Source organism: Halarcobacter sp. (assembly GCF_963676935.1).
Classification (GTDB): Bacteria; Campylobacterota; Campylobacteria; order Campylobacterales; family Arcobacteraceae; genus Halarcobacter.
Genome location: NZ_OY781470.1, coordinates 775,091 through 796,775, shown reverse-complemented (window position 1 = coordinate 796,775; position 21,685 = coordinate 775,091). Strand labels below are relative to the sequence as shown.

At 28.7% G+C, this 21,685-nt stretch carries 20 protein-coding genes; 10 read left to right on the top strand and 10 right to left on the bottom strand.

Annotation, left to right across the window (positions count from 1 at the left end; translation table 11 throughout):
* Window positions 1-34: 34 nt before the first annotated feature.
* From ychF to ispG, 10 genes are all read right to left on the bottom strand, one after another.
* The gene (gene ychF, locus ACKU4C_RS03865; RefSeq protein ID WP_321314598.1) at window positions 35-1,138 is read right to left on the bottom strand and encodes a redox-regulated ATPase YchF; all 1,104 of its coding nucleotides are present in this window, start codon (window positions 1,136-1,138) and stop codon (window positions 35-37) included.
* 10 nt (window positions 1,139-1,148) lie between these two features.
* On the bottom strand, window positions 1,149-2,141 hold the full coding sequence (gene rfaE1 / locus ACKU4C_RS03860; protein WP_321314596.1) for a D-glycero-beta-D-manno-heptose-7-phosphate kinase: 993 nt from the start codon (window positions 2,139-2,141) through the stop codon (window positions 1,149-1,151).
* Between the two features lie 16 nt (window positions 2,142-2,157).
* Window positions 2,158-3,564 (bottom strand): leucyl aminopeptidase, encoded by a 1,407-nt coding sequence (locus ACKU4C_RS03855; RefSeq protein WP_321314595.1) that lies wholly within the window; start codon window positions 3,562-3,564, stop codon window positions 2,158-2,160.
* Window positions 3,554-4,240, bottom strand: coding sequence for a DedA family protein (locus ACKU4C_RS03850; protein ID WP_321314593.1), 687 nt, complete (start codon window positions 4,238-4,240; stop codon window positions 3,554-3,556). The genes ACKU4C_RS03855 and ACKU4C_RS03850 overlap by 11 nt, the downstream gene beginning before the upstream one ends.
* An 8-nt stretch (window positions 4,241-4,248) precedes the next feature.
* Window positions 4,249-5,463, bottom strand: coding sequence for a tryptophan synthase subunit beta (trpB, locus tag ACKU4C_RS03845; RefSeq protein ID WP_321314591.1), 1,215 nt, complete (start codon window positions 5,461-5,463; stop codon window positions 4,249-4,251).
* A gap of 10 nt (window positions 5,464-5,473) precedes the next feature.
* Entirely contained in the window at window positions 5,474-6,016 is a 543-nt protein-coding gene (locus tag ACKU4C_RS03840; protein ID WP_321314590.1) for an adenine phosphoribosyltransferase, read from the bottom strand.
* Between the two features lie 78 nt (window positions 6,017-6,094).
* Window positions 6,095-6,619, bottom strand: a complete 525-nt coding sequence (gene gmhB / locus ACKU4C_RS03835) for a D-glycero-beta-D-manno-heptose 1,7-bisphosphate 7-phosphatase (RefSeq protein WP_321314588.1) — start codon at window positions 6,617-6,619, stop codon at window positions 6,095-6,097.
* 39 nt (window positions 6,620-6,658) lie between these two features.
* Window positions 6,659-7,048: a prepilin-type N-terminal cleavage/methylation domain-containing protein gene (locus ACKU4C_RS03830; protein WP_321314586.1), complete on the bottom strand. Its 390-nt coding sequence runs from the start codon at window positions 7,046-7,048 to the stop codon at window positions 6,659-6,661.
* Window positions 7,049-7,123: 75 nt separating this feature from the next.
* Window positions 7,124-8,563 (bottom strand): replicative DNA helicase, encoded by a 1,440-nt coding sequence (locus tag ACKU4C_RS03825; protein WP_321314584.1) that lies wholly within the window; start codon window positions 8,561-8,563, stop codon window positions 7,124-7,126.
* A gap of 80 nt (window positions 8,564-8,643) precedes the next feature.
* Entirely contained in the window at window positions 8,644-9,711 is a 1,068-nt protein-coding gene (gene ispG / locus ACKU4C_RS03820; RefSeq protein ID WP_321314583.1) for a flavodoxin-dependent (E)-4-hydroxy-3-methylbut-2-enyl-diphosphate synthase, read from the bottom strand.
* Window positions 9,712-9,851: 140 nt separating this feature from the next.
* Between ispG and ACKU4C_RS03815 the strand changes: the two genes are divergently transcribed.
* The 10 genes from ACKU4C_RS03815 to pyrH all read left to right on the top strand — a co-directional run bounded on the left by ACKU4C_RS03815 (window position 9,852) and on the right by pyrH (window position 21,684).
* The gene (locus ACKU4C_RS03815; RefSeq protein WP_321314582.1) at window positions 9,852-12,074 is read left to right on the top strand and encodes an ATP-binding protein; all 2,223 of its coding nucleotides are present in this window, start codon (window positions 9,852-9,854) and stop codon (window positions 12,072-12,074) included.
* 87 nt (window positions 12,075-12,161) lie between these two features.
* A complete protein-coding gene (locus ACKU4C_RS03810; RefSeq protein ID WP_321314581.1) occupies window positions 12,162-12,926 on the top strand; it encodes a CvpA family protein in 765 nt (254 codons plus the stop codon).
* 22 nt (window positions 12,927-12,948) lie between these two features.
* On the top strand, window positions 12,949-14,463 hold the full coding sequence (gene lysS / locus ACKU4C_RS03805; protein WP_321314580.1) for a lysine--tRNA ligase: 1,515 nt from the start codon (window positions 12,949-12,951) through the stop codon (window positions 14,461-14,463).
* 21 nt (window positions 14,464-14,484) lie between these two features.
* Window positions 14,485-15,747 carry a serine hydroxymethyltransferase gene (locus ACKU4C_RS03800; protein ID WP_321314578.1) on the top strand — a complete coding sequence of 421 codons (1,263 nt, stop codon included), beginning with the start codon at window positions 14,485-14,487 and terminating at the stop codon, window positions 15,745-15,747.
* A gap of 29 nt (window positions 15,748-15,776) precedes the next feature.
* Entirely contained in the window at window positions 15,777-16,703 is a 927-nt protein-coding gene (locus ACKU4C_RS03795) for an SPOR domain-containing protein (RefSeq protein ID WP_321314576.1), read from the top strand.
* A gap of 15 nt (window positions 16,704-16,718) precedes the next feature.
* Window positions 16,719-18,128, top strand: a complete 1,410-nt coding sequence (locus ACKU4C_RS03790) for an anthranilate synthase component I family protein (protein ID WP_321314575.1) — start codon at window positions 16,719-16,721, stop codon at window positions 18,126-18,128.
* A gap of 10 nt (window positions 18,129-18,138) precedes the next feature.
* Window positions 18,139-18,915, top strand: a complete 777-nt coding sequence (locus ACKU4C_RS03785) for a pyridoxine 5'-phosphate synthase (protein WP_321314573.1) — start codon at window positions 18,139-18,141, stop codon at window positions 18,913-18,915.
* Window positions 18,915-19,850: a 4-hydroxythreonine-4-phosphate dehydrogenase gene (gene pdxA, locus ACKU4C_RS03780; protein ID WP_321314571.1), complete on the top strand. Its 936-nt coding sequence runs from the start codon at window positions 18,915-18,917 to the stop codon at window positions 19,848-19,850. Before ACKU4C_RS03785 ends, pdxA begins: the two co-directional genes overlap by 1 nt.
* Window positions 19,850-20,917, top strand: a complete 1,068-nt coding sequence (locus tag ACKU4C_RS03775; RefSeq protein ID WP_321314569.1) for an AAA family ATPase — start codon at window positions 19,850-19,852, stop codon at window positions 20,915-20,917. The genes pdxA and ACKU4C_RS03775 overlap by 1 nt, the downstream gene beginning before the upstream one ends.
* A gap of 59 nt (window positions 20,918-20,976) precedes the next feature.
* Entirely contained in the window at window positions 20,977-21,684 is a 708-nt protein-coding gene (gene pyrH, locus ACKU4C_RS03770; RefSeq protein WP_321314566.1) for a UMP kinase, read from the top strand.
* Window position 21,685 lies beyond the last annotated feature (1 nt).

The window sequence follows — 21,685 nt, the reverse complement described above, 5'->3', positions numbered from 1 at the left end:
TATTAATATATAATTATACCAATTTATTGTTATATCAAGTATTAAACCTAAAATGCATTACATCTCCATCTTGAACAATGTAATCTTTTCCTTCTAGCCTCAATTTACCAACCTCTTTACACTTTGATTCGCCACCAAACTCAACGAAATCTTCATATGAAATAACCTCAGCTTTAATAAAACCTTTTTCAAAATCATTATGGATTACTGCAGCTGCTTGTGGAGCTTTTGTACCTTTTCTAATTGTCCAAGCTCTAACCTCAACTTTTCCTGCTGTAAAATATGATTGAAGTCCTAATTTATCAAATGATTTTTGAATAATTTGCTCAAGTCCAGATTCTTCAACACCTAAATCTGTTAAAAATTCTTTTGCTTCATCTTCTTCAAGACCTACTAATTCTTCTTCAATCTTAGCACAAAGAACAATTACATCTGCACCAACTTCAATAGCATGAGCTTTTAAAGTATCAACATATTGGTTTCCACCTTCTGCTAAAGAGTCCTCATCAACATTTGCACCATAAATAACATCTTTGTTAGATAAAAATCTAAGCTCTTTATCAAGTTGAACAAATAGATCATTTTCTTTATCTTCAAAAGTTTTTACAGGTTGTAACTCATCAATATGTTTATACACTTGTTCAGCTACAACTAGCATAGCTGCTGCTTCTTTTGAACCTTTTGATTGTTTTTTCAATTTTTCAATCTTTTTTTCAAGTTGAGAAATATCTGAATAAATAAGCTCCGCTTCAATAATTTCAATATCTCTAATAGGATTTACATCTCCCTCAACGTGAGTAACATTTCCATCATCAAAACATCTTACCATATGTAAGATAACTTCAACCTCTCTAATATTTGAAAGAAATTGGTTTCCTAAACCTTCACCTTTTGAAGCTCCTCTTACAAGTCCTGCTATATCTACAAAATCAATTGTAGAGTGCTGAATTTTATCTGGTATTACAATTTTTGCTAACTCATCTAATCTCTTATCTGGTACTGGTACAACAGCTTTGTTTGGTTCTATTGTACAAAACGGATAGTTTTGAGCCTCTGCATTTTGTGCTTTTGTTAACGCATTAAACGTTGTTGATTTACCTACATTTGGAAGACCTACGATTCCTACACCTAATCCCATTAATTTCCTTTTATTTAACTTGACAACTTAAGTTTGTCTCTATAATTTTTCTATCTAAATACACTTGGTCTGATTGAATTTCATCAATTGATACTGTAGCAGTACCTGCTTTTCTTAATACAACTCCTGTAGCAAGATTTGCAAATTCTAATGAAGTTACTAAATCATTATCTAAAGCTAAAGCAAAACCAATTGAAGCTAAAAGAGTATCTCCTGAACCTGTTACATCAAATACTTCTAATGGTACAGTTGGCAATACTGATAATTTATTGTCTTTTAATAAAGCAACACCCTCTTCAGATAGTGTAACTATAGCTTCATGGGTTTCAAATTTATTTTTTATCTCTTTTAATGCATCTAAAAGTCTATCGCTATTTTCTATTTCAATATTCGTTGCTACTGAAGCTTCATCTTTATTTGGAATAATTAAATATGCACCTTGATATTTACTATAGTCAGTACCAAATGGGTCAACAATAGTTTTAACATTGTTTTTATTTGCATATGAAATAATCTTTTGAGTAAAGTCTCTTGTCAAAACCCCTTTACCATAATCAGCTAAAAGAATTACATCATAAGCTTTAATCTTTTCTTGTAGTTTCTCAAAAAGTTTTTTAACACTATCAAAAGAGATATTATTTCTACTCTCATGGTCAAACCTAAAAATTTGTTGATTAGCAGACATAATTCTAGTTTTTTTAGATGTTTTTCTACCTTTTTGCTCTAAAAGAAAAGATTTAGTTTCAATTTCGTCCAATTTGTGTTTTAAAAGTCTAGCATTGTCATCACTTCCAACCACAGACATTACACTAACTTTTGCACCAAGTGAAGCTAAGTTTCTAATAACATTACCAGCTCCACCTAATACATCTTTTTCCTCTTTAATATCAACAATAGGTACAGGAGCATCTAAAGCTATTCTATCACAATCACCGATTAGATAAGAATCAATCATTAAATCACCAATTACTAAAATTTTTGGTTTTCTTTCTACTTTAATCATTTTTTATCCTATATTTTTAGTTAAGATTTTTAAAAAATTGCAGTGTTGCTCTAACACCTGCTCCACTTGCACCATGAGGATTATATCCCCAAGCTTTTTCTACAAATGCTGGTCCCGCAATATCTAAATGTGCCCATTTATCTTTATTTTCTTCATAAATAAAGTTATCTAAAAATAAACCTGCTGTAATTGCTCCACCATATCTTGTATTAGCTATATTACAAATATCTGCTATTTCAGATTTAATTGTTTTTCTTAAAAACCTATTGAAAGGTAAAGTTGTTGCATACTCACCAGCTTGTAAAGTATTTGCTACAATATCTCTTTTTAATACAGTATCATTTCCCATTACACCAATTGTATATTCACCAACTCCAACTACACAAGCTCCTGTTAAAGTTGCATAATCAAAGATATAATCAATATCTTCAATCTCATCTTGAGCATAACATAAACAATCAGCAAGAACTAGTCTTCCTTCAGCATCTGTATTTCTAATCTCAATAGTTTTCCCATTTTTTGCTTTTAAAACATCATCTGGTTTATAGGCATCTCCACCTATCATGTTTTCAACAGCACCAACAATACCATGGATTTCAATTGGAAGATTAAGTTTTGCAACTGCACTCATAATACCTAATACTGCACTACCACCACTTTTATCACTCTTCATAGTAACCATATAGTCAGCTGGCTTTAAAGATAATCCACCCGAATCATAAGTTAAACCTTTACCTACTAAAACAACTTTTTTCTTAGCATTTTCTGGTTTATAAGCTAAATGAATAAGTTTTGATTCATGTATAGATGCTCTACCAACACTTAGCATTGCATTCATACCATTTTTTTCTAAGTACTTTTCACCATGAATTGTACACTCTAGATTTGAATCTTTTGCAATTTTTTTAGCAAGCTCTGCCATAACTTTAGGATAACAATCAGCTGGTGGAGTATTTACAATATCTCTTGTTTTATTAACTGCTTTTGAAATAACTTTTGATTGTTCAAAAACATCTTTAATTTCATCAGTAATTTTTGGGACACAAATACTTAATTCTTGTTTTTTAGATTTCTTTTTCTTTGATTTATATTCGTTAAACTCATAAGCTCCAAGTAATGTACCCTCTACTAAAGCTTTCAAATCTAAATCTTTTAATTCAATTTTTGCACTTTTAAATTTTGTTGTTTTTAATTTTTTTATTGCAATTGAGATTGCAATAGCTATACTTTCATAATCATGTTCTTCAAACCCAACATAAATTCTTCCTATCTCAGGGAGAAACGCTATAGACTCATCTTTTTCTTCAAAACCAATATTTTCTAATATATCTTTATCTTCACAGTTTTCTAAATCATCTACAATAAAAATTTCTAATTCTGATTCTACACTTTTAAAATCATTTTCTATTAAATTAACTTTCAAAATTTTTCTCCTTTTTCTTAGTTACTTTATGAAAATAGTATACAATACTACCTCCAATCATTAAACCAAATGGTGCAGCATAATACCAATGTTCTTTTATCCAAGATAAAACAATAAGAATCTCTTCACCAAAATACCATGCAGGTACTATAGTTATTGCAGCCCACATCCAAGCAGATATAAGATTAATAAATGCAAACATTTTACCACTATATCTTGTCAAACCTATTGATATAGGAATGATTGTTCTCATTCCGTACATATATCTTTGAATAAAAATGATAGGCCAACCATATTTCATTAACAGTAAATGGGCTAATGCAAATTTTCTTCTTTGAGCTTTGAAGTTTCTATGTACATACGCTTTATTAAACCTTCCTATATAAAAATATATTTGGTCTCCAGCAAAACCACCAAGTCCAGCTACAAATATTGCAAAATAAAGATTCATATGACCAGAATGAGAAAGTAAACCTGCCATAATTAATCCAGCTTCACCCTCTAAAATACTCCAAGCAAAAAGGATTATATATCCGTATGTTTTAAGAAGATAAATAAATTTATTTTCTAAACCTTGAACTGGTGCTTCATATAAATTATAACCCAAAAATGAAATAAATATTAAAACTACTACAAAAAGTATTTTTCCTGAGTTATCTTGCAATTTTTCTAACATAATAAAACCTATTTAAAATCTAATAAGTTTTTTGCTTGAATCATATCTTTATCACCACGACCTGATAGTGTTATAACAATAACTTTATCTTTAAATTTATCTTTTGCCTTTTTAAGATAAGCAATTGCATGGGAACTTTCAAATGCTGGAATAATTCCTTCTTTTTGACTTAACCAAACAAAAGCATCTAAAGCTTCTTTATCGGTAATAGAATCATAGCTTACAACTTTTTCATCTTTTAAAAATGAATGTTCAGGTCCAATTCCTGGATAATCTAAACCAGCAGAGATAGAGTGAGCTTCTAAAACTTGTCCATTTTTATCTTGTAAAAGATAAGAGCATTGCCCATGTAAAACACCAGGCGTTCCTTTCGCTAAAGAACAACCATGTTTGTTTGTATCAATACCTAATCCACCAGCTTCAATCCCTATACATGTAGTCTCTTCATCTTCTAAAAAATGAGAAAAAGTACCTATAGCGTTTGATCCACCACCGATACATGCTACTACAAAATCGGGAAGTCTTCCCTCTTTTTCTTGTATTTGCCTTCTAGCTTCCCAACCAATAATGCTTTGAAAATCTCTAACCATCATTGGATATGGATGTGGACCTGCAACTGTACCAATTATATAAAAAGTATCTCTTGCATTTGTAACCCAATATCTAATTGCATCATTCATAGCATCTTTTAAGGTTTTACTTCCACTCTCAACAGCTATCACCTTTGCACCTAAAAGTTTCATTCTAAAAACATTAAGTTCTTGTCTTTCAACATCTTTTGCACCCATAAAAACAGTACAATCAAGACCAAGTAAAGCTGCAATTGTAGCAGTAGCAACGCCATGTTGTCCGGCTCCTGTTTCAGCTATAACTTTTGTTTTGCCCAATTTTTTAGCTAAAAGTCCCTGTGCTATTACATTATTTACTTTATGTGCACCTGTATGATTTAAGTCTTCTCTTTTTAGATAAACTTTTGCACCTATTTCTTCACTAATATTTTTAGCAAAATATAATGGTGTTTCTCTTCCTACATAATCTTTTAATAAAAAATCAACCTCTTTCCAAAACTCTTCATCAAATCTAAACTTTTTATAGTTTTCTTCCAATTGTTCTAAAATAGGCATCAGTGTTTCAGGTACATATCTTCCACCAAACTGTCCAAAATGTCCATTTTCATCTGGATCAAACTTTGAACTTTTTGGGATATAGTAGTTTTCTTTCATTTTCTCTTCTTTATATATCTAATACAGAATAAACTTTTGTATGTTTTTCAATTTTCTTTACGCCATCTAAAAAAGTAAGGTTTAATATAAAACAAGCTTCAATTAGATTTGCATCTATTTTTTTAATAAGTTTAGAAGCTGCAGTTGCTGTTCCACCTGTAGCTACTAAATCATCAATTAATAATACATTTGGATTTTTTTTAGGAAAAGCATCAAGATGAATTTCAACCTCATCATAGCCATACTCTAACTCATATTTTTCACATACTGTAGTACTAGGCAATTTCCCTTTTTTTCGTACAGGAACAAACCCAATATTTAATCTATCAGCTAATGCAGCACCAAAAATAAACCCTCTAGAATCAATACCTGCTACATAATCCAAATTATAAGATTTGTATCTATCTTCTAAATGGTCCATCAAAGTACTGTATGCTTCTTTGTTGTTTAAAAGGGTTGTTATATCTTTAAAAACTATTCCCTCTTTTGGGAAATCTTGAATATCTCTTATTGAATTATTAATTAAATTTTTATCTTCTTCACTTAATCTCATTGCAACTCTTTCTTTATAATCAAATCTTCTTAAAAGGATGAATATTTTACCTAAAAATATATTATGTTTGTCTAATAACTATGATTTAATAATATTTTTTACATCTTTGATACTATTACAAACATAATTAGCTATAGAATCCTTATCATCAAAGTGATGACCAGATTTTACTTGAATTGTATTTTTTATATTTGCATTCTTTGCACATAAGATATCTGATTTTTTATCTCCAATAAGCCACGATGTGGATAAATCAACCTCATGTTTTTCTAAAATATTATCTATCATGCCAGTTTTAGGTTTTCTGCAATTGCAATTATCTTCAGGTCCATGAGGACAGAATTCAACCTGACTAATATAAATCTTCTGTTGTTCTAATTGGTCTAGCATCCAATTTGTTAACTTATTATAATCGTTAATAGTATAATAACCTCTTGCTATACCAGACTGATTAGTGATAATAAAAAGTTTATATCCAAGATTTTGTAAATATATTAAGGAATCAAATAAAGAATCAACAAATTCGAACTCTTCTATTTTATAAGTGTAATCTTTTTCAACATTTACAACACCGTCTCTATCTAAAAAAACTGCTTTTTGCATATATTGCCTTTTTCATTTGATATATGCATTTTATCCAATTTAAATTAAATCAATCTCTTGTGTGGTAATTCCTCTATTTACTAATTCTGAACATACATCTCCTGCATCTTCAATTACAGTTAAAGATATCTTTTTATCAATTATTAAAAGTTCTAAACATTTATTTTCATCTTCAAAAAAAGTTATCTTCTTATTTTCAATCTTCCAATTTTTAGAGTTTAAAGTTATTACATCACTTATATTATCAATTTTTCTATTTATCAAATAAGAACTTTGTAAGGAGTTTATTGTTGAGATCACATCCCTTTGTATAGTAGAAGCTAAAGCTTGATTCCGAGTATTCATATATTTTGGTATTGCAAAAGTAGATATAATTCCTATTATTACTATTGCAAAAATTAATTCCATTAAAGAAAAAGCAGGTTTCATTTCTTTCCTTTAGTTAAATAATTAATAATATTATAATATTAAATAACTTAACTAAAGATAATTTAAGAAATTACTTTAAAGAATATTAGGCATATCAATATTTGTTTCTTTATTTGTATCAGCGACTGACTCAAATACTACCTCTATTGGGGCATCGTTTGCATTCTCTTTATCTACAAATCTTGTATATTGTTTTTGGAAATCTAATTTAACAGTTCCGATAGGACCATTTCTTTGTTTACCAATAATTATTTCAGCCTCTTCTACAGGTTTATTAACAAACTTAGATTTGTACTCTTCCCCTTTATCTGATGCCTCTTTCTCTTTTCTAGCTTCTTCTCTCTCTTTATATACATCATCCCTATATACAAACATAATAATATCGGCATCTTGCTCAATAGCTCCAGATTCTCTAAGGTCAGAAAGCATTGGTCTTTTATCTGGTCTATTTTCAAGTCCCCTATTTAACTGAGACAAAGCAATAATTGGAATTTTCATCTCTCTTGCAAGCATTTTAAGCCCCCTTGAGATATCTGAAACCTCTTGGTGTCTATCTTTATTTCCAGTTCCCTGCATAAGTTGAAGATAATCAATAATTACCATTGAGATATTATTATCCTCATTTTGTGCAAGTTTTCTAACCCTTGCTCTTAATTGGTTAATATTAACACTTCCACCATCATCAACAAAAAGTTTCTTTTTATTTAAATCTTCAAAAGCACCATTTAGATTAGACCATTGGTTATCGTCCATATCACCTTTTCTAAGGTTTTGTAAAGGGATTGATGTTTTAGCTGCAAGCATCCTTAACATAAGTTGTTCTGCAGGCATCTCTAGTGAGAAAAATATTACACCCTTTCCTGCCTCAACATTTTTAAGACACATATTTAATACAAGTGCTGTTTTACCCATAGCAGGACGTGCTGCGATAATTACTAAATCCCCTTCATTAAAACCTGTTGTTCTCTTATCAAGATCATAAAACCCTGTAGTTTCCCCAATTAGGTGTTTATTTCCTAACTCTTTCATTTTTTTAATATAAGAAAGAGTATCACCTGTAATTAGATTCATATCTTTTAATTCAGAAGTTGCACTATCAGTTGAAATTTTATAAAGTTCTCCTTGAACTGTATCTAAAGCTTCATTTGCTGTAACTTCATCTTCAATTGCGACTTTTTTAATTGTTGTTGCTAAAGTTGCAAGTTCTCTTTTTACAGAACCATCTTTTATCTCTCTAACATATGCTAATGTATTTGTAATTGGATTTGCTGAAAGTATTTCTAATAGTATTGAATCTTCTACATCTTTAGAGTCAACTCTTTTTCTAATAAACTCTTCATCAATAGGCATATCTGAATTATGTAATTTAACCATTACATCAAATATTTTTTGGTGTGCAGGAAGATAAAAATCTTTAGGTTTCAATACTCCTAAAACATCTTCTAACTCTTCTGGGTTAAAAAGTATTGAACTTAAAACGGCTCTTTCAATATTTACACTATATATACTATCCATCTATTCTCCATAACAATTAAGGATAAAATTGTAACTAAATTTATTTACAAGTAAGTTTATAAGAAAAAAAAGAGTAGAGATTAGCTATTTTTTTTAGCTTCAATCTCTACTTCTTCCAAAAATCTATTAAGAAGTTTATCTGTAGGAAGTTTTGCTATAGTCTCACCTTTTTTTATAATAAGACCAACACCTTTTCCATATGCTATTGCTACATCTGCCGCTTTTGCTTCACCTAAAGCATTTACAACACACCCCATTACTGAAACATTAAGTGGTGTTTTTATATGTTTCGTTTTTTCTTCTACCTGGGCAACTGCACTAACTAAGTCAGCTTCTATTCTTCCACAAGTTGGACAAGAGATAATATTTAATCCCTCTTTGGTAAGTCCTGCATCTTTTAAAATTGCACGTCCCACTTCAATCTCTTTTTCAAGTTCCCCTGTAATAGAAACTCTTAAGGTATCCCCTATTCCATCAAGAAGTAAACTTCCTAAGGCTATTGAAGATTTTATTGTCGAGTGAAATAAAGTCCCTGCTTCCGTTACACCTAAATGAAAAGGGTAATTATTCATAGGTCTTAATAATCTATATGCTTCTACAGTTCTTTGTACATCACTTGCTTTAAGTGATACTTTTATATCCTCAAAACCTAAATCTTCAAGATATTTAATATTATAATCAGCACTCTCAACCATACCACGTGCTGTCTGACCATATTTATTTTCAAATTGTGACTCTAAAGAACCACAGTTTACACCAATTCTAATAGGAAGGTTTCTTTGCTTACATTGCTTTACTACCTCTGCAACTCTTTGCTTATTCCCTATATTTCCAGGATTAATTCTAATACAATCAACAACTTCTGCTGCAATTAATGCAAGTTTATGATTAAAGTGTATATCTGCAACAATTGGAAGAGTACTTTGAGCCTTAATCTCTTTTAAGGCATTTGCTGCCTCTATATCAGGTACTGCAACTCTTACAATATCCGCTCCAGCAAAATGTAATGCTTTTATTTGCTCCACTGTAGTTTCTACATCTGAAGTCTTACTATATGTCATAGATTGTACAGAAACAGGTGCATCACCACCTATTGCTACACCACCTACATATATCTTTCTTGTTGGGTATCTTTTAATGTTTTTCATAGTGGGGGAATTTTATCAAAATAAGTTTAATTATTAGTAAATATATTTTAGCTAATTTTGAATTTTAATATTAAAGTTTATTTTATTAGAAAATAAATAATTTTTTATTATAATCAAATTATTAGACATGTAGGATTTTTATGCTAAAAAATAAGTTCATTTTAAATTTTTTATTTTTTACAATTATTTCTCTTATTATATATTCAATATCGACATTTTATATTAATAAAGAAGAGAAAAAGCAATTAAGTGAAAAATATTTAAATATTTCTAATAATTTAAAAAATACCGTATCAAATCTAATTACAGATAAAAAAAATGCAACTCTAGCAATGGCAATGTCAATTGCAAAAGATAAAAAAATTGCAGAAGCACTTCTAACTAAGAAAAATACCCATGTTGATTATAAAAATTTTTCTTCAGAATTAAGAAGGACTACTAGATTTAAAAATGTTTGGTTTCAAATTATTGATAAAAATGGAAATAGTTTTTATAGAAGTTGGACAGACAAAACAACTGATTCATTAAAATTTAGAAAAGATGTACAAAAAGTAATAAAAAATAAAAAAATCTTAGCTTCCATTAGTGTAGGTAGGTTTGATATGACTTTTAAATCTATGGTTCCTATCTTTCATAATAATGATTTTTTAGGTATTTTTGAGGTAATAACTCACTTTAACTCAATCTCAAAAATTTTAGAAAACAATAAAATAAATTCTTTAGTTTTAGCAGACAAACAATTTAAAGATAAAATTATTTATCCATTTTCAAAAAAATTTTTAGATGACTATTATATCGCTAATTTGAATGCCCAAGATTCATTTATCAAATTAATAAAAAAAGAGGGTATCGAAAATATTTTAAACTTAAAAAAATACAAAATAGTTAATAATAATATTTTGACACATTTTGAAATTGTTGAGTTTGGTGAGAATTTGATTGGACATGTAATTTTATCTATAAATCTTGATAATGTAAATATACATGATATTAAAAAATTTAAAAGAAATTCACAAGCTTATGTATTTTTATTTATCTTTTTGTTTGCTCTTTTATACACTATTGTTTCTTATTACATTTACTCAAAAAGTATACAAAAACTTAATATTGAACTTGAAAATAATTTGGAAAAAATCAAAACCCAAGAAAAAAAGAATCAAATGATTCTTGATTCTCAAAAAAATATAATAGTTATTACCGATGGTTATTACATTAAAAATTCAAATAAACAACTTCTTGAATTTTTCAATTTTAAATCACTTGAAAAATTTAAAGAAAAATATGAATGCATATGTCAAACTTTTGTAGATATGAACGATAAGTATTATTTGATTGACAAAGATTATAATGGCAAAAATTGGGCTGAACATATTTTAGCAAATCCAAATGAAAAATTTAAAGCTGCAATAAAAAAAGAGGATACACTTAGACATTTTACATTAAATGTAAATTCAACTATTTTTGATGAGGAAGAGATACCTTATATAATTGTAACACTTACAGATATAACCCAAGAAATTGAACAACAAAAAAAATTAAAAGCTCTTAATGATAACCTTGAAATCATGGTAGAAAACAAAACAAAAGAGTTAAAAGAATTAAATGAATCTTTAGAAAAAAGAGTTATTGAAGAGAGTGACAAAAATAAAGAAAAAGATAGAATGCTTTTCCAACAAAATAAAATGGCAGCTATGGGTGAGATGTTAAGTAATATTGCTCACCAATGGAGACAACCTTTAGCCTCTATCTCAGCAGCAATTAGTTCTTTAAAATTACAAAAAGAGTTAGGAATAGTTGATAATAACAATTTTAATACTACTTGTGATTTAATTTTAAAAAATTCAAATTATTTATCACAAACTATTGAAGATTTTAAAAACTTTTTTAAAAAAGATAGAATAAAAAGTGATTTTTTATTAAAAAAATCTATTACAGAAAACGTCACTTTACTAAAAGATAAATTGAAACATGACCAAATAGAAGTACTTGTAAATATTGATGAGAAGATAGAACTTTTTGGATATAAAAATGAATTTCAACAAGCACTACTTAATATTATAAACAATTCTATTGATGCACTAAACTCAAATGATGAAATTAAAATAAAAGTAATAAAAATAGAATACTCAAATAAAATACTTTCTATAACTGACAGTGCAAAAGGGATAGAGGAAAAAATACTAAATAGAATTTTTGAACCATATTTTACAACAAAACATCAAAGTCAAGGTACAGGCATAGGTTTATATATGACAAGAGAAATATTAACAAAACATATGGGATTTAATGTAGATGTAGAAAATATTGATTTTGAATATAATAATGAAATATTACATGGTGCATCATTTAAAATACATCTATAAAAGTAACTATTTCCCTAATAAAATCTATTAAACTTTAATTTTGAAAAACTAAGATATAATTGCGCCATACTATACATAAGGAACCAAATGCAAAGTTTTACTGTTTTTGATATAGTAATAGTAAGTATAACTGTATTACTAGGATTGAAAGGTCTTTTAAGAGGTTTTATAAAAGAAGTTTTTGGATTAGTAGGGATAATTGGTGGTATTTTTGTAGCATCAAGGATGGCTGCTGAAATTGGAAATGCTGTTGCACCACTTTTGGCTCTTGAAAATAATGCTACAATTAAATTAATTGGATTTATTCTTGGACTTGTATTATTTTGGGCAATTGTTTATGTTCTTGGGATAATATTAAGTAAAATGTTTTCTGCTAGTGGCTTAGGATTTTTTGATAGAATTTTAGGTTTTTTATTTGGTAGTGCAAAAATATTTTTTATCTTCTCAATTATTGCATATGCATTATTTCAAGTTCAATCTTTCAAAGATTTAATGAACAATAAAATTTCTGATTCAATAACATTTCCACTTCTTGTACAAACAGGTAGTTTCATAGTTAAACTTGATGCTTCAGATTTTGTAAAAAAAGTTGAAGATTCTGTTTCTAAAGATGAAGAGATTGTAGAAGACCCAGATTTAATAGAAAAAAAATCAATTACTCAAGAGTTAACTGATACAGTAAAAGAGATGAAAGAAAAAACTGTAGAATCAGGTACAGCAGTTGTTAACAGCGTGAAAAAAACTGTTGATGAAAAAGTTAATGATATAGCTGAAACTGTAAAAGAAGATGTTGAAAAAAAGATTACAGAAAATACAAATGAAAAAGATGCTACAACAGAAGATAATAAATAAAAAGTTTAAAAGGAATTAAAGATTGTTTGAAAATAAATATATACAACAAAGAATAGAAAAAGCAAATTTTTTAAGAGAAAAAGGCGTTAATCCTTACTCAAATGAGTCATCAAGAAATACAACTATTTCAAAATATTTAAATGTAAATAGTGACCTTTTTCAAACAGAAGAAAAAAGAGATGAGAACAGAGAATATACAGTTGCAGGAAGAATTAAATTCTTTAGACTTATGGGTAAAGCATCTTTTCTTAAAATAGAAGATGAGAGTGGAATACTTCAAATTTATGTTGCAAGAGACAATTTACCAGAAGGATTTTATAATGAAATCTTTAAAAAAAGTGTTGAAGTTGGAGATATTCTTGAAGTAAGTGGTTATCCATTTATTACTAATAAAGGTGAATTATCACTTCATGTACATGGTTTAAAGATATTAACAAAATCAATCTCTCCATTACCAGAGAAATACCATGGGATTCAAGATAAAGAGTTAAGATATAGACAAAGATATTTAGACCTTATTATGAATAGTGAAGTTAGAAAAACTTTCCATGTAAGATCAAAAGTTATTAGTCTTACTAGAAGATTTTTTGAATCAAAAGGATTTTTAGAAGTTGAAACTCCAATGATGCACCCAATTCCTGGTGGGGCAAATGCAAAACCTTTTGTAACTCATCATAATGCCTTAGGTGTTGATAGATATTTAAGAATTGCACCAGAATTATATTTAAAAAGACTTATTGTTGGTGGATTTGAAGCAGTATTTGAAATAAATAGAAACTTTAGAAATGAAGGTATGGATGCAACACATAATCCAGAATTCACCTCTATTGAATTTTATTGGGCATATAAAACATATAAAGATTTAATTGAACTTACAAAAGAGTATATTGAATACCTATTTGATAACTTGGACTTACCAACAGTTCTTCCTTATGGTGATTTAAAAATAGATTTTTCTAAATTTAGTGAAGTTCCATTAATAGAGTCCCTAACAACAATTGGTGGAGTTCCAGCAGATATAACTGAAGATAAAGAAAAAATAATCGCTTACTTAAAAGAAAGAAATTTGGAAGTAAATGAAAATATGAATTTAGGACAACTTCAAGGGGAACTTTTTGATGAGTTTGTTGAAGAAAAATTAATTAATCCTACTTTTATTACAGAATATCCAGTTGAGATTTCTCCACTTGCTAGAAGATCAGATGAGAAACCACATTTAACTGATAGATTTGAATTATTTATTGCAGGTAAAGAGATTGCAAACGCCTTTAGTGAGTTAAATGACCCATTAGATCAACTAGAAAGATTTGAAGGACAAATGGAAGCTAAAGATAGTGGTGATGATGAAGCCCATGAGATGGATAAAGATTTCGTAAATGCATTATCATATGGTATGGCACCAACTGCAGGACAAGGAATTGGAATAGATAGATTAGTAATGATGCTAACAAATGAACACTCTATTAGAGATGTTTTATTATTCCCAGCTATGAAACCACTAAAAGATGAAAACTTCGATATTAACGAAGAAGAATAGAAAAGGATAGGAGTATAAAAGATGAGCTTTATAAATGAGAGAAGACTTGAAGTTGCAGATAAAGAGATATTCGATATAGTAGAAGCAGAACTACAAAGACAAACAGATCACCTAGAGATGATAGCAAGTGAAAACTTCACAAGCCCAGCAGTAATGGAAACAATGGGAAGTGTATTTACAAATAAATACGCAGAAGGATACCCATATAAAAGATATTATGGTGGATGTGAATTTGCAGATAAAGCAGAACAATTAGCAATAGATAGAGCTTGCGAGATATTTGGATGTAAGTATGCAAATGTACAACCACACTCAGGAAGTCAAGCGAATGGAGCAGTATACGCAGCATTAATTAAAGCAGGTGATAAAATTCTTGGTATGGACCTTTCTCATGGAGGACACCTAACACATGGTTCAAAACCATCTTTTTCAGGTAAAAACTACCAAGCATTCTACTATGGAGTAGAATTAGATGGAAGAATAAACTATGATAAAGTTAAAGAAATAGCTCAAATAGTACAACCAAAAATTATAGTGTGTGGAGCATCAGCATACGCAAGAGAGATAGATTTTGCAAAATTTAGAGAAATAGCTGATTCAGTAGGAGCATATCTATTTGCAGATATCGCACATATTGCTGGATTAGTAGCAGCAGGTGAACACCCAAGCCCATTTCCACATGCAGATGTAGTAACAACTACAACACATAAAACTCTAAGAGGACCAAGAGGTGGTATGATTCTATGTAATGATGAAGATATTTCTAAAAAAATAAACTCTGCAATATTCCCAGGAACACAAGGTGGACCATTAGTACATGTAATGGCAGCAAAAGCAGTAGCATTTAAAGAGATTTTAGATCCATCATGGAAAGAATACGCAAAACAAGTAAAAGCAAATGCAAAAGTACTTGGGGAAGTGATGATGTCAAGAGGATATGATATAGTATCTGATGGAACAGATAATCACTTAGTGTTAGTGTCATTTTTAAATAAAGAGTTTTCAGGTAAAGATGCAGATGCAGCATTAGGAAACGCAGGTATAACTGTAAATAAGAATACAGTACCAGGTGAAACAAGAAGTCCATTTGTAACATCAGGTATTAGAGTAGGATCACCAGCACTAACAGCAAGAGGGATGAAAGAGGAAGAGTTTACGTTTATAGCGAATAAAATTTGTGATGTATTAGATGATATTAACAATACAGATTTACAAGCTAAGATTAAACAAGAACTTAAAGAGTTAGCTAGAGATTTTGTAATTTACAACAAATCAACTTACTAAATTAAACCAAAAAGTATTAAGGATATTTTATGGAAATTAGAGGCGAAGATTTTATAAAGAAAGTTCAATTAAAACAAGAAAAAAGTGAGATTGAAGATAGATTAAATGAGATAAAAAACAATGAGTCTAACTTTGAACAACAAGAGGTACCACAACCACAACAACCCTCTTCTTCACAAAGTCAACTTGATAGAGAGATTGAGATACAAGAAGAAAGGGAATATAGCGATATTATGCTTGGGAAAAATACTTCAAATGAACAAAGTAAAAAGAAATATCTTGTTTTAGGGTTAATCCTTGTAATACTTTTTTTATTAACTATTATAGTTATTCGCCTTTTAACTAATGATTCAACATCAACTGACTCATTTACAAAAGATAGTTCAAGTGCTACACAGAATAGTATTGGCAATGAAAACATTGAAGAGCAATATCAAAAAATCATCAATGAAAAATTAAAAAATATAAAAGAAGAAAAAGAGAAAGAAGCTCAAGCAGAAGAAAAAATAGATGAAAACTTGAGTCTTGAAAAAATTGAACAAAAAGAGTTAGTTGAAGATACTAAAGTTGAAAAAACTAAACCTGATGTTTTTAATGTAAAAGAAGAGATAAAACCAACTCCTGTTAAAAAAGTTGCAAAACCTAAACCTGTTGTTAAAAAAACTCAACCTAAAGTTATCCAAAATGCCATCTCATCATCAACTAGCGCAATTACTACAAAACCAAAAGGAACTTTTGTTCAAATTGGAGCTTTCTCTAAGATGCCTAGTGCAGAATATTTAAATACCATTAAAACAAAAGGTTTTTCATATAAAGTTTATAAAGTTTCTATAAATGGAAAAGTTTTCCATAAAGTTTTAATAGGACCATACTCATCAAGAGGACAAGCAAAAAATGCGACAGATAACATTAAAAGACAATTAAATGTAACTGGTGCATTCATATTAACATATTAATAAGGTATCTAATAAATGCAATTTTTTTCTAAAGAACTTTTTCTAGATCAATTCACTCCTGTTTCGATCTACGAAAAAGTTAAAAAGCTATATAAAAATGAAATAACATTTTTATTTGAAAGTACAATCAATTCGGCAGAGGGAAACTACTCATACATTGTAATAGGTGATAGAGAAAGAGTTTGGTATCAAGATGGTATTTGCTACTATAAAAATGAAAAAAAAGAGATAAATAAAGTAGATTCTAACCCTTTAAAATTTTTACAAAAATATTATAAATCTATAGATAAAGAGTTTTATAAACAAAAATCTGAAGAGTTAGGAATTGGGCTTGTTGATGGATTTATTGGTAATGTAGGTTATGATATAGGTAAAGAGTTTGAACCTGTATTAAAAAAATATATGAATAATCTTGAAGACCAACTTCATATTCCGGACTTAGATCTTATTAGACCAAATATAATCTTAGGTTTTTCACATAAAACCTCAAAACTTGTAATGGTTACATCATTAGAAGAAAAAGCAGATGATTTAGAAAAAATTGAGGCTGAACTTTTAACACAATACTTTTTTACACCAATAAAAAAAGCTCAACTTTTAGATGAAGGAAAATTCAATTATACCAAAGAAGAGTTTTTTAAAATGGTAGAAAAATCTAAGGAGATGATTAAATCAGGAGATGTTTTTCAAATACTAATGTCAAATAGATTTATTCAAAATGCAAAAGTTGATCACTTAAGTTTTTATAGAGCACTTCGAAGTAAAAATCCTAGTCCATATCTTTTTTTCTTAGAGTTTGAAGATTTTTCAATTGCAGGAAGTTCTCCTGAAGTTATGGTAAGACTTATAGATGGACATATCCTTTTAAGACCAATTGCCGGAACACGAAAAAGAGGAAAAAATCTAGATAGAGATTTAGAACTTGAACAAGAGATGATAAGTGATGATAAAGAAAGAGCAGAACATATTATGCTTGTTGACCTTGGAAGAAATGATGTAGGTAGAGTTGCAAAACCTGGAACTGTAAAAGCAACTGAACTTATGAGAGTTGAAAGATATTCGCATGTTATGCATATGGTTTCAGATGTAGAAGCAAAAATCGATGACAAATATGACATGTTTGATCTTTTTGCAGCTACTTTTACAGCAGGGACAATGACAGGAGCACCTAAAATTAGAGCAATGGAACTTATAGCTCAATTTGAAGGGATAAAAAGAAATTTCTATTCTGGAAGTATTGCTTACTTTGGATTTGATGGAAATATGGATAGTGCAATTACTATTAGAACCACAATGCTTACAAAAGATAAAGTGATTTTCCAAGCAGGAGCAGGTGTAGTTGCAGATAGCCAACCAGAACTTGAATTTTTAGAAGTGCAAAATAAACTTGCCGCTAATATTTCAACATTAAAAGATTTATCATAAAGGAATTGTTTTGTTACTTGGAGTAAATATAGACCATATTGCCGTTTTAAGAGAAGCTAGAAAAATAAATGACCCTAATCCATTAGATGCAATATCTATTTGTAAACTAGCAGGTGCAGACCAAATTACAATACATCTAAGAGAAGATAGAAGACACATACATGACAAAGATGCAGAGATTATATGTAAACTATCACCTCTACCCGTGAATTTAGAATGTGCTATAGATGAAGAGATTATTGATATAGTATGTGATTTGAAACCAATGAGAGCAACACTTGTTCCAGAAAAAAGAGAAGAGGTGACAACTGAAGGTGGGTTAGATTTAATCACAAATTTTGATAGAATTGAAAAAGCTGTAAAAAAACTTCATAAAAATGGGATTGAAGTATCACTATTTATAGATCCAAACAAACAAATGATTGAAGCCTCATCTAAACTAAATGTTGAATGGATAGAGCTACATACTGGTTCATTTGCAAATATTTATGCAATGCTTTACAGTAATCTAGCAAATACACACCATACAATTAAAGAGTTAGAACTACCAAGAGATGAATTAAAAAAACTATTAGATAAAAGTAAAAAAGAGATTAAAAAAGCAGCTTTAAAAGCTCAAGACTTGAATTTAAAAGTTGCAGCAGGACATGGACTTAACTATCAAAATGTCACTCAAATAACTTCAATAAAAGCAATTGAAGAATTAAATATAGGACAAAGTATTATTGCCAGATCAGTATTTACAGGTTTAGAAAAAGCGATAAAAGATTTGAAAGAATTATTATAATGGAACAAAAAAAACCAACAATTGCCGTTTCTATTGGTGATTTAAATGGAATAGGTATTGAAATTGCACTAATATCTCATGAAAAAATTTCTAAATATTGTAATCCTATATATTGCATTAATAAAACAATGTTAAACAAAGCATCAAAACTACTTGAAATTAATATTCCAAAAGATTTTAAAACTTTTGATGTAAAAGGTGACTTTGAAATAAAACCAGGAAAAGTTTCAAGAAAGAGTGGAAAATATTCTTATGATTCTTTTAATGAAGCTATAAATTTGGCCAATAAAAACAAAGTTGATGCAATTACGACTTTACCTATAAACAAAGAAGCTTGGAATAAAGCAAAAATTAAATATAAAGGTCATACAGAAGTACTAAGAGACTTTTTTGGCAAAAATGCAATTATGATGTTAGGTTGTAAAAAACTTTTTGTTTCTTTATACACTGAACATATACCTTTAAAAAAAGTTGCTAAATCTATTGAAGAAGAGAGTTTAACTCAATTTCTAATTGACTTTCATAAAAGTGTAAATAGCGAAAGGATTGGTGTATTAGCTTTAAATCCACATGCTAGTGATAATGGTGTTTTAGGGAATGAAGAAGTAGAGATATTTAAAGCTATAAAAAATGCAAATAAAAAACTTGAAAAAGAGATTTTTAAAGGACCATTAGTTCCTGATACTGCCTTTTCAAAAGCCTCAAGGAAAAACTTCAAATACTTTGTAGCAATGTATCATGATCAAGGTTTAGCACCTTTAAAAGCATTATACTTTGATGAAAGTATTAATGTAAGTTTAAATTTACCAATTATCAGAACTTCAGTTGACCATGGTACAGCATTTGATATAGCATATAAAAACAATAGAAAACTAAACAGTAAAAGTTATATAAATGCAATTAAAGAGGCTATCGAGTTACAAGATAGAAAATAATGACATCTTTAGAATTTTGTCATGAACTTGAATTCTCAAAAATAAATTTTATAGAAAGAAAATTTAGAATTACCCATCCAAAAACTATACTTTTAGGTGCTCCTAAAGTAGGAAAAAGTTTTCTTATTTTTGATTATTTATCAAATTTTGAATCAAAAGAATATCTTTATATCGATTTTGATGATTATCGAAATGATAAAGAAGAAATTTCTCAAAATCTTGAAGAGTATGTTTTTAGAAATAATATAAAAGTTATAGTATTAGAAAATTTTTCATTTGATATTAAAATACCATTTTGTGATAGTGTTATAATCACTTCTAAATTACAAAAAGATATTAAAGGATATAAAACTATAAAAGTAAGTCCTTTAGATTTTGAAGAGTATTTATTGCATGATAAAAGAAATCAAAATATAACACATAATTTTAATAGTTTTTTAAAATATGGTAATCTTCCACAAACACTACAAACAGCTGAATTTAAAATATATAAAGAGTTACAAAATATTATCAAAATTATTTCAGAAGACAAGACTTCAGAAGAGATACTTAAAATATTAATATTTAATATAGATGAAAAAAAATCTTTAAATCAACTATATCTTTCACTAAAATCAAAGATGAAAATATCAAAAGATAAATTTTATGAACAATGTAAAAAATTAGAAGAAAACTTTATTATTTATTTTATATCAAAGTATAATCAAGAAAAAGCAGTAAAAAAAATATTCTTATATAATAGTGCTTTTTTCAGTGCAACAAGCTATAAAAAGAAATTTAAAAATGAATTTACTAATATTATTTTTCAAGAGCTGTTAAACAAACGAGAGCAAATATTTTATTTGGACTATATCGATTTTTATATTCCTAAAAAAAATATTGGAATTGTTTCAATCCCTTTTTTTAACTCAATGCTTATGCAATCTCAATTAAAAAAAATAAAAAAAACTGCCTTAGAATATAATATCAAAGAGCTTAATATAATCACCGTATCAAACAATGAAAATATAAACTCAAAAGAGCTTACAATTAATGTCTTACCTTTCTATGAATGGTCATTGAGTTAAGCTTTTACTTCTTTTTTAGAATTTTTTAGATATAATCGCACAACTACAAAAGGACATAAATGAGAAAGAGAGTACTTGTAAAATTTTCTGGTGAAGCACTTGCTGGTGCAGATGGATATGGTATTGACACTCAGATTTTAGACTACATTGGTAATGAAATCAAAGAGCTAGTTGATAACAATATTGAAGTTGGAATTGTTATAGGTGGGGGAAATATCATTAGAGGCGTTACAGCAGCAGCTGATGGTGTTATCAAAAGAACAAGTGCAGATTATATGGGTATGTTAGCAACAGTTATCAATGGTGTTGCTATGCAAGAAGCTTTAGAACATAAAGGACTTTCTGCAAGACTACAAACTGCAATTAAAATGGAACAAATAGCTGAACCTTATATTGTTAGACGTGCAACAAGACATCTTCAAAAAGGAAGAGTTGTAATATTTAGTGCTGGTACTGGTAATCCTTACTTTACTACAGATACAGCTGCAACACTTAGAGCAACTGAAATTGATGCATGTATGTTAATAAAAGCAACTAAAGTTGATGGTGTTTATGATAAAGATCCAATGAAATTTAGTGATGCTATAAAATTAGACCAAATTACTTATGATCAGGCATTGGAAGATCATATTAAAGTTATGGATGATACTGCAATTGCATTAGCAAAAGACAATAAACTTCCTATAGTTGTAGCAAATATGAATGAAAAAGGGAACCTACTAAAAATCATCAATGGTGATCATAGTAAGTGCTCAATTGTAAAATAAA

What these genes read in the sequence shown, in the direction of transcription:
- pdxA (WP_321314571.1), top strand. Translation starts at nt 18,915, where the DNA reads ATGGAACAAAAAAAACCAACAATTGCCGTTTCTATTGGTGATTTAAAT.
- gmhB (WP_321314588.1), bottom strand. Translation starts at nt 6,619, where the DNA reads ATGCAAAAAGCAGTTTTTTTAGATAGAGACGGTGTTGTAAATGTTGAA.
- ACKU4C_RS03830 (WP_321314586.1), bottom strand. Translation starts at nt 7,048, where the DNA reads ATGAAACCTGCTTTTTCTTTAATGGAATTAATTTTTGCAATAGTAATA.
- ACKU4C_RS03775 (WP_321314569.1), top strand. Translation starts at nt 19,850, where the DNA reads ATGACATCTTTAGAATTTTGTCATGAACTTGAATTCTCAAAAATAAAT.
- rfaE1 (WP_321314596.1), bottom strand. Translation starts at nt 2,141, where the DNA reads ATGATTAAAGTAGAAAGAAAACCAAAAATTTTAGTAATTGGTGATTTA.
- ACKU4C_RS03795 (WP_321314576.1), top strand. Translation starts at nt 15,777, where the DNA reads ATGGAAATTAGAGGCGAAGATTTTATAAAGAAAGTTCAATTAAAACAA.
- ychF (WP_321314598.1), bottom strand. Translation starts at nt 1,138, where the DNA reads ATGGGATTAGGTGTAGGAATCGTAGGTCTTCCAAATGTAGGTAAATCA.
- trpB (WP_321314591.1), bottom strand. Translation starts at nt 5,463, where the DNA reads ATGAAAGAAAACTACTATATCCCAAAAAGTTCAAAGTTTGATCCAGAT.
- ACKU4C_RS03790 (WP_321314575.1), top strand. Translation starts at nt 16,719, where the DNA reads ATGCAATTTTTTTCTAAAGAACTTTTTCTAGATCAATTCACTCCTGTT.
- ACKU4C_RS03810 (WP_321314581.1), top strand. Translation starts at nt 12,162, where the DNA reads ATGCAAAGTTTTACTGTTTTTGATATAGTAATAGTAAGTATAACTGTA.
- ACKU4C_RS03825 (WP_321314584.1), bottom strand. Translation starts at nt 8,563, where the DNA reads ATGGATAGTATATATAGTGTAAATATTGAAAGAGCCGTTTTAAGTTCA.
- ACKU4C_RS03815 (WP_321314582.1), top strand. Translation starts at nt 9,852, where the DNA reads ATGCTAAAAAATAAGTTCATTTTAAATTTTTTATTTTTTACAATTATT.
- ACKU4C_RS03850 (WP_321314593.1), bottom strand. Translation starts at nt 4,240, where the DNA reads ATGTTAGAAAAATTGCAAGATAACTCAGGAAAAATACTTTTTGTAGTA.
- ACKU4C_RS03840 (WP_321314590.1), bottom strand. Translation starts at nt 6,016, where the DNA reads ATGAGATTAAGTGAAGAAGATAAAAATTTAATTAATAATTCAATAAGA.
- ACKU4C_RS03800 (WP_321314578.1), top strand. Translation starts at nt 14,485, where the DNA reads ATGAGCTTTATAAATGAGAGAAGACTTGAAGTTGCAGATAAAGAGATA.
- pyrH (WP_321314566.1), top strand. Translation starts at nt 20,977, where the DNA reads ATGAGAAAGAGAGTACTTGTAAAATTTTCTGGTGAAGCACTTGCTGGT.
- ispG (WP_321314583.1), bottom strand. Translation starts at nt 9,711, where the DNA reads ATGAAAAACATTAAAAGATACCCAACAAGAAAGATATATGTAGGTGGT.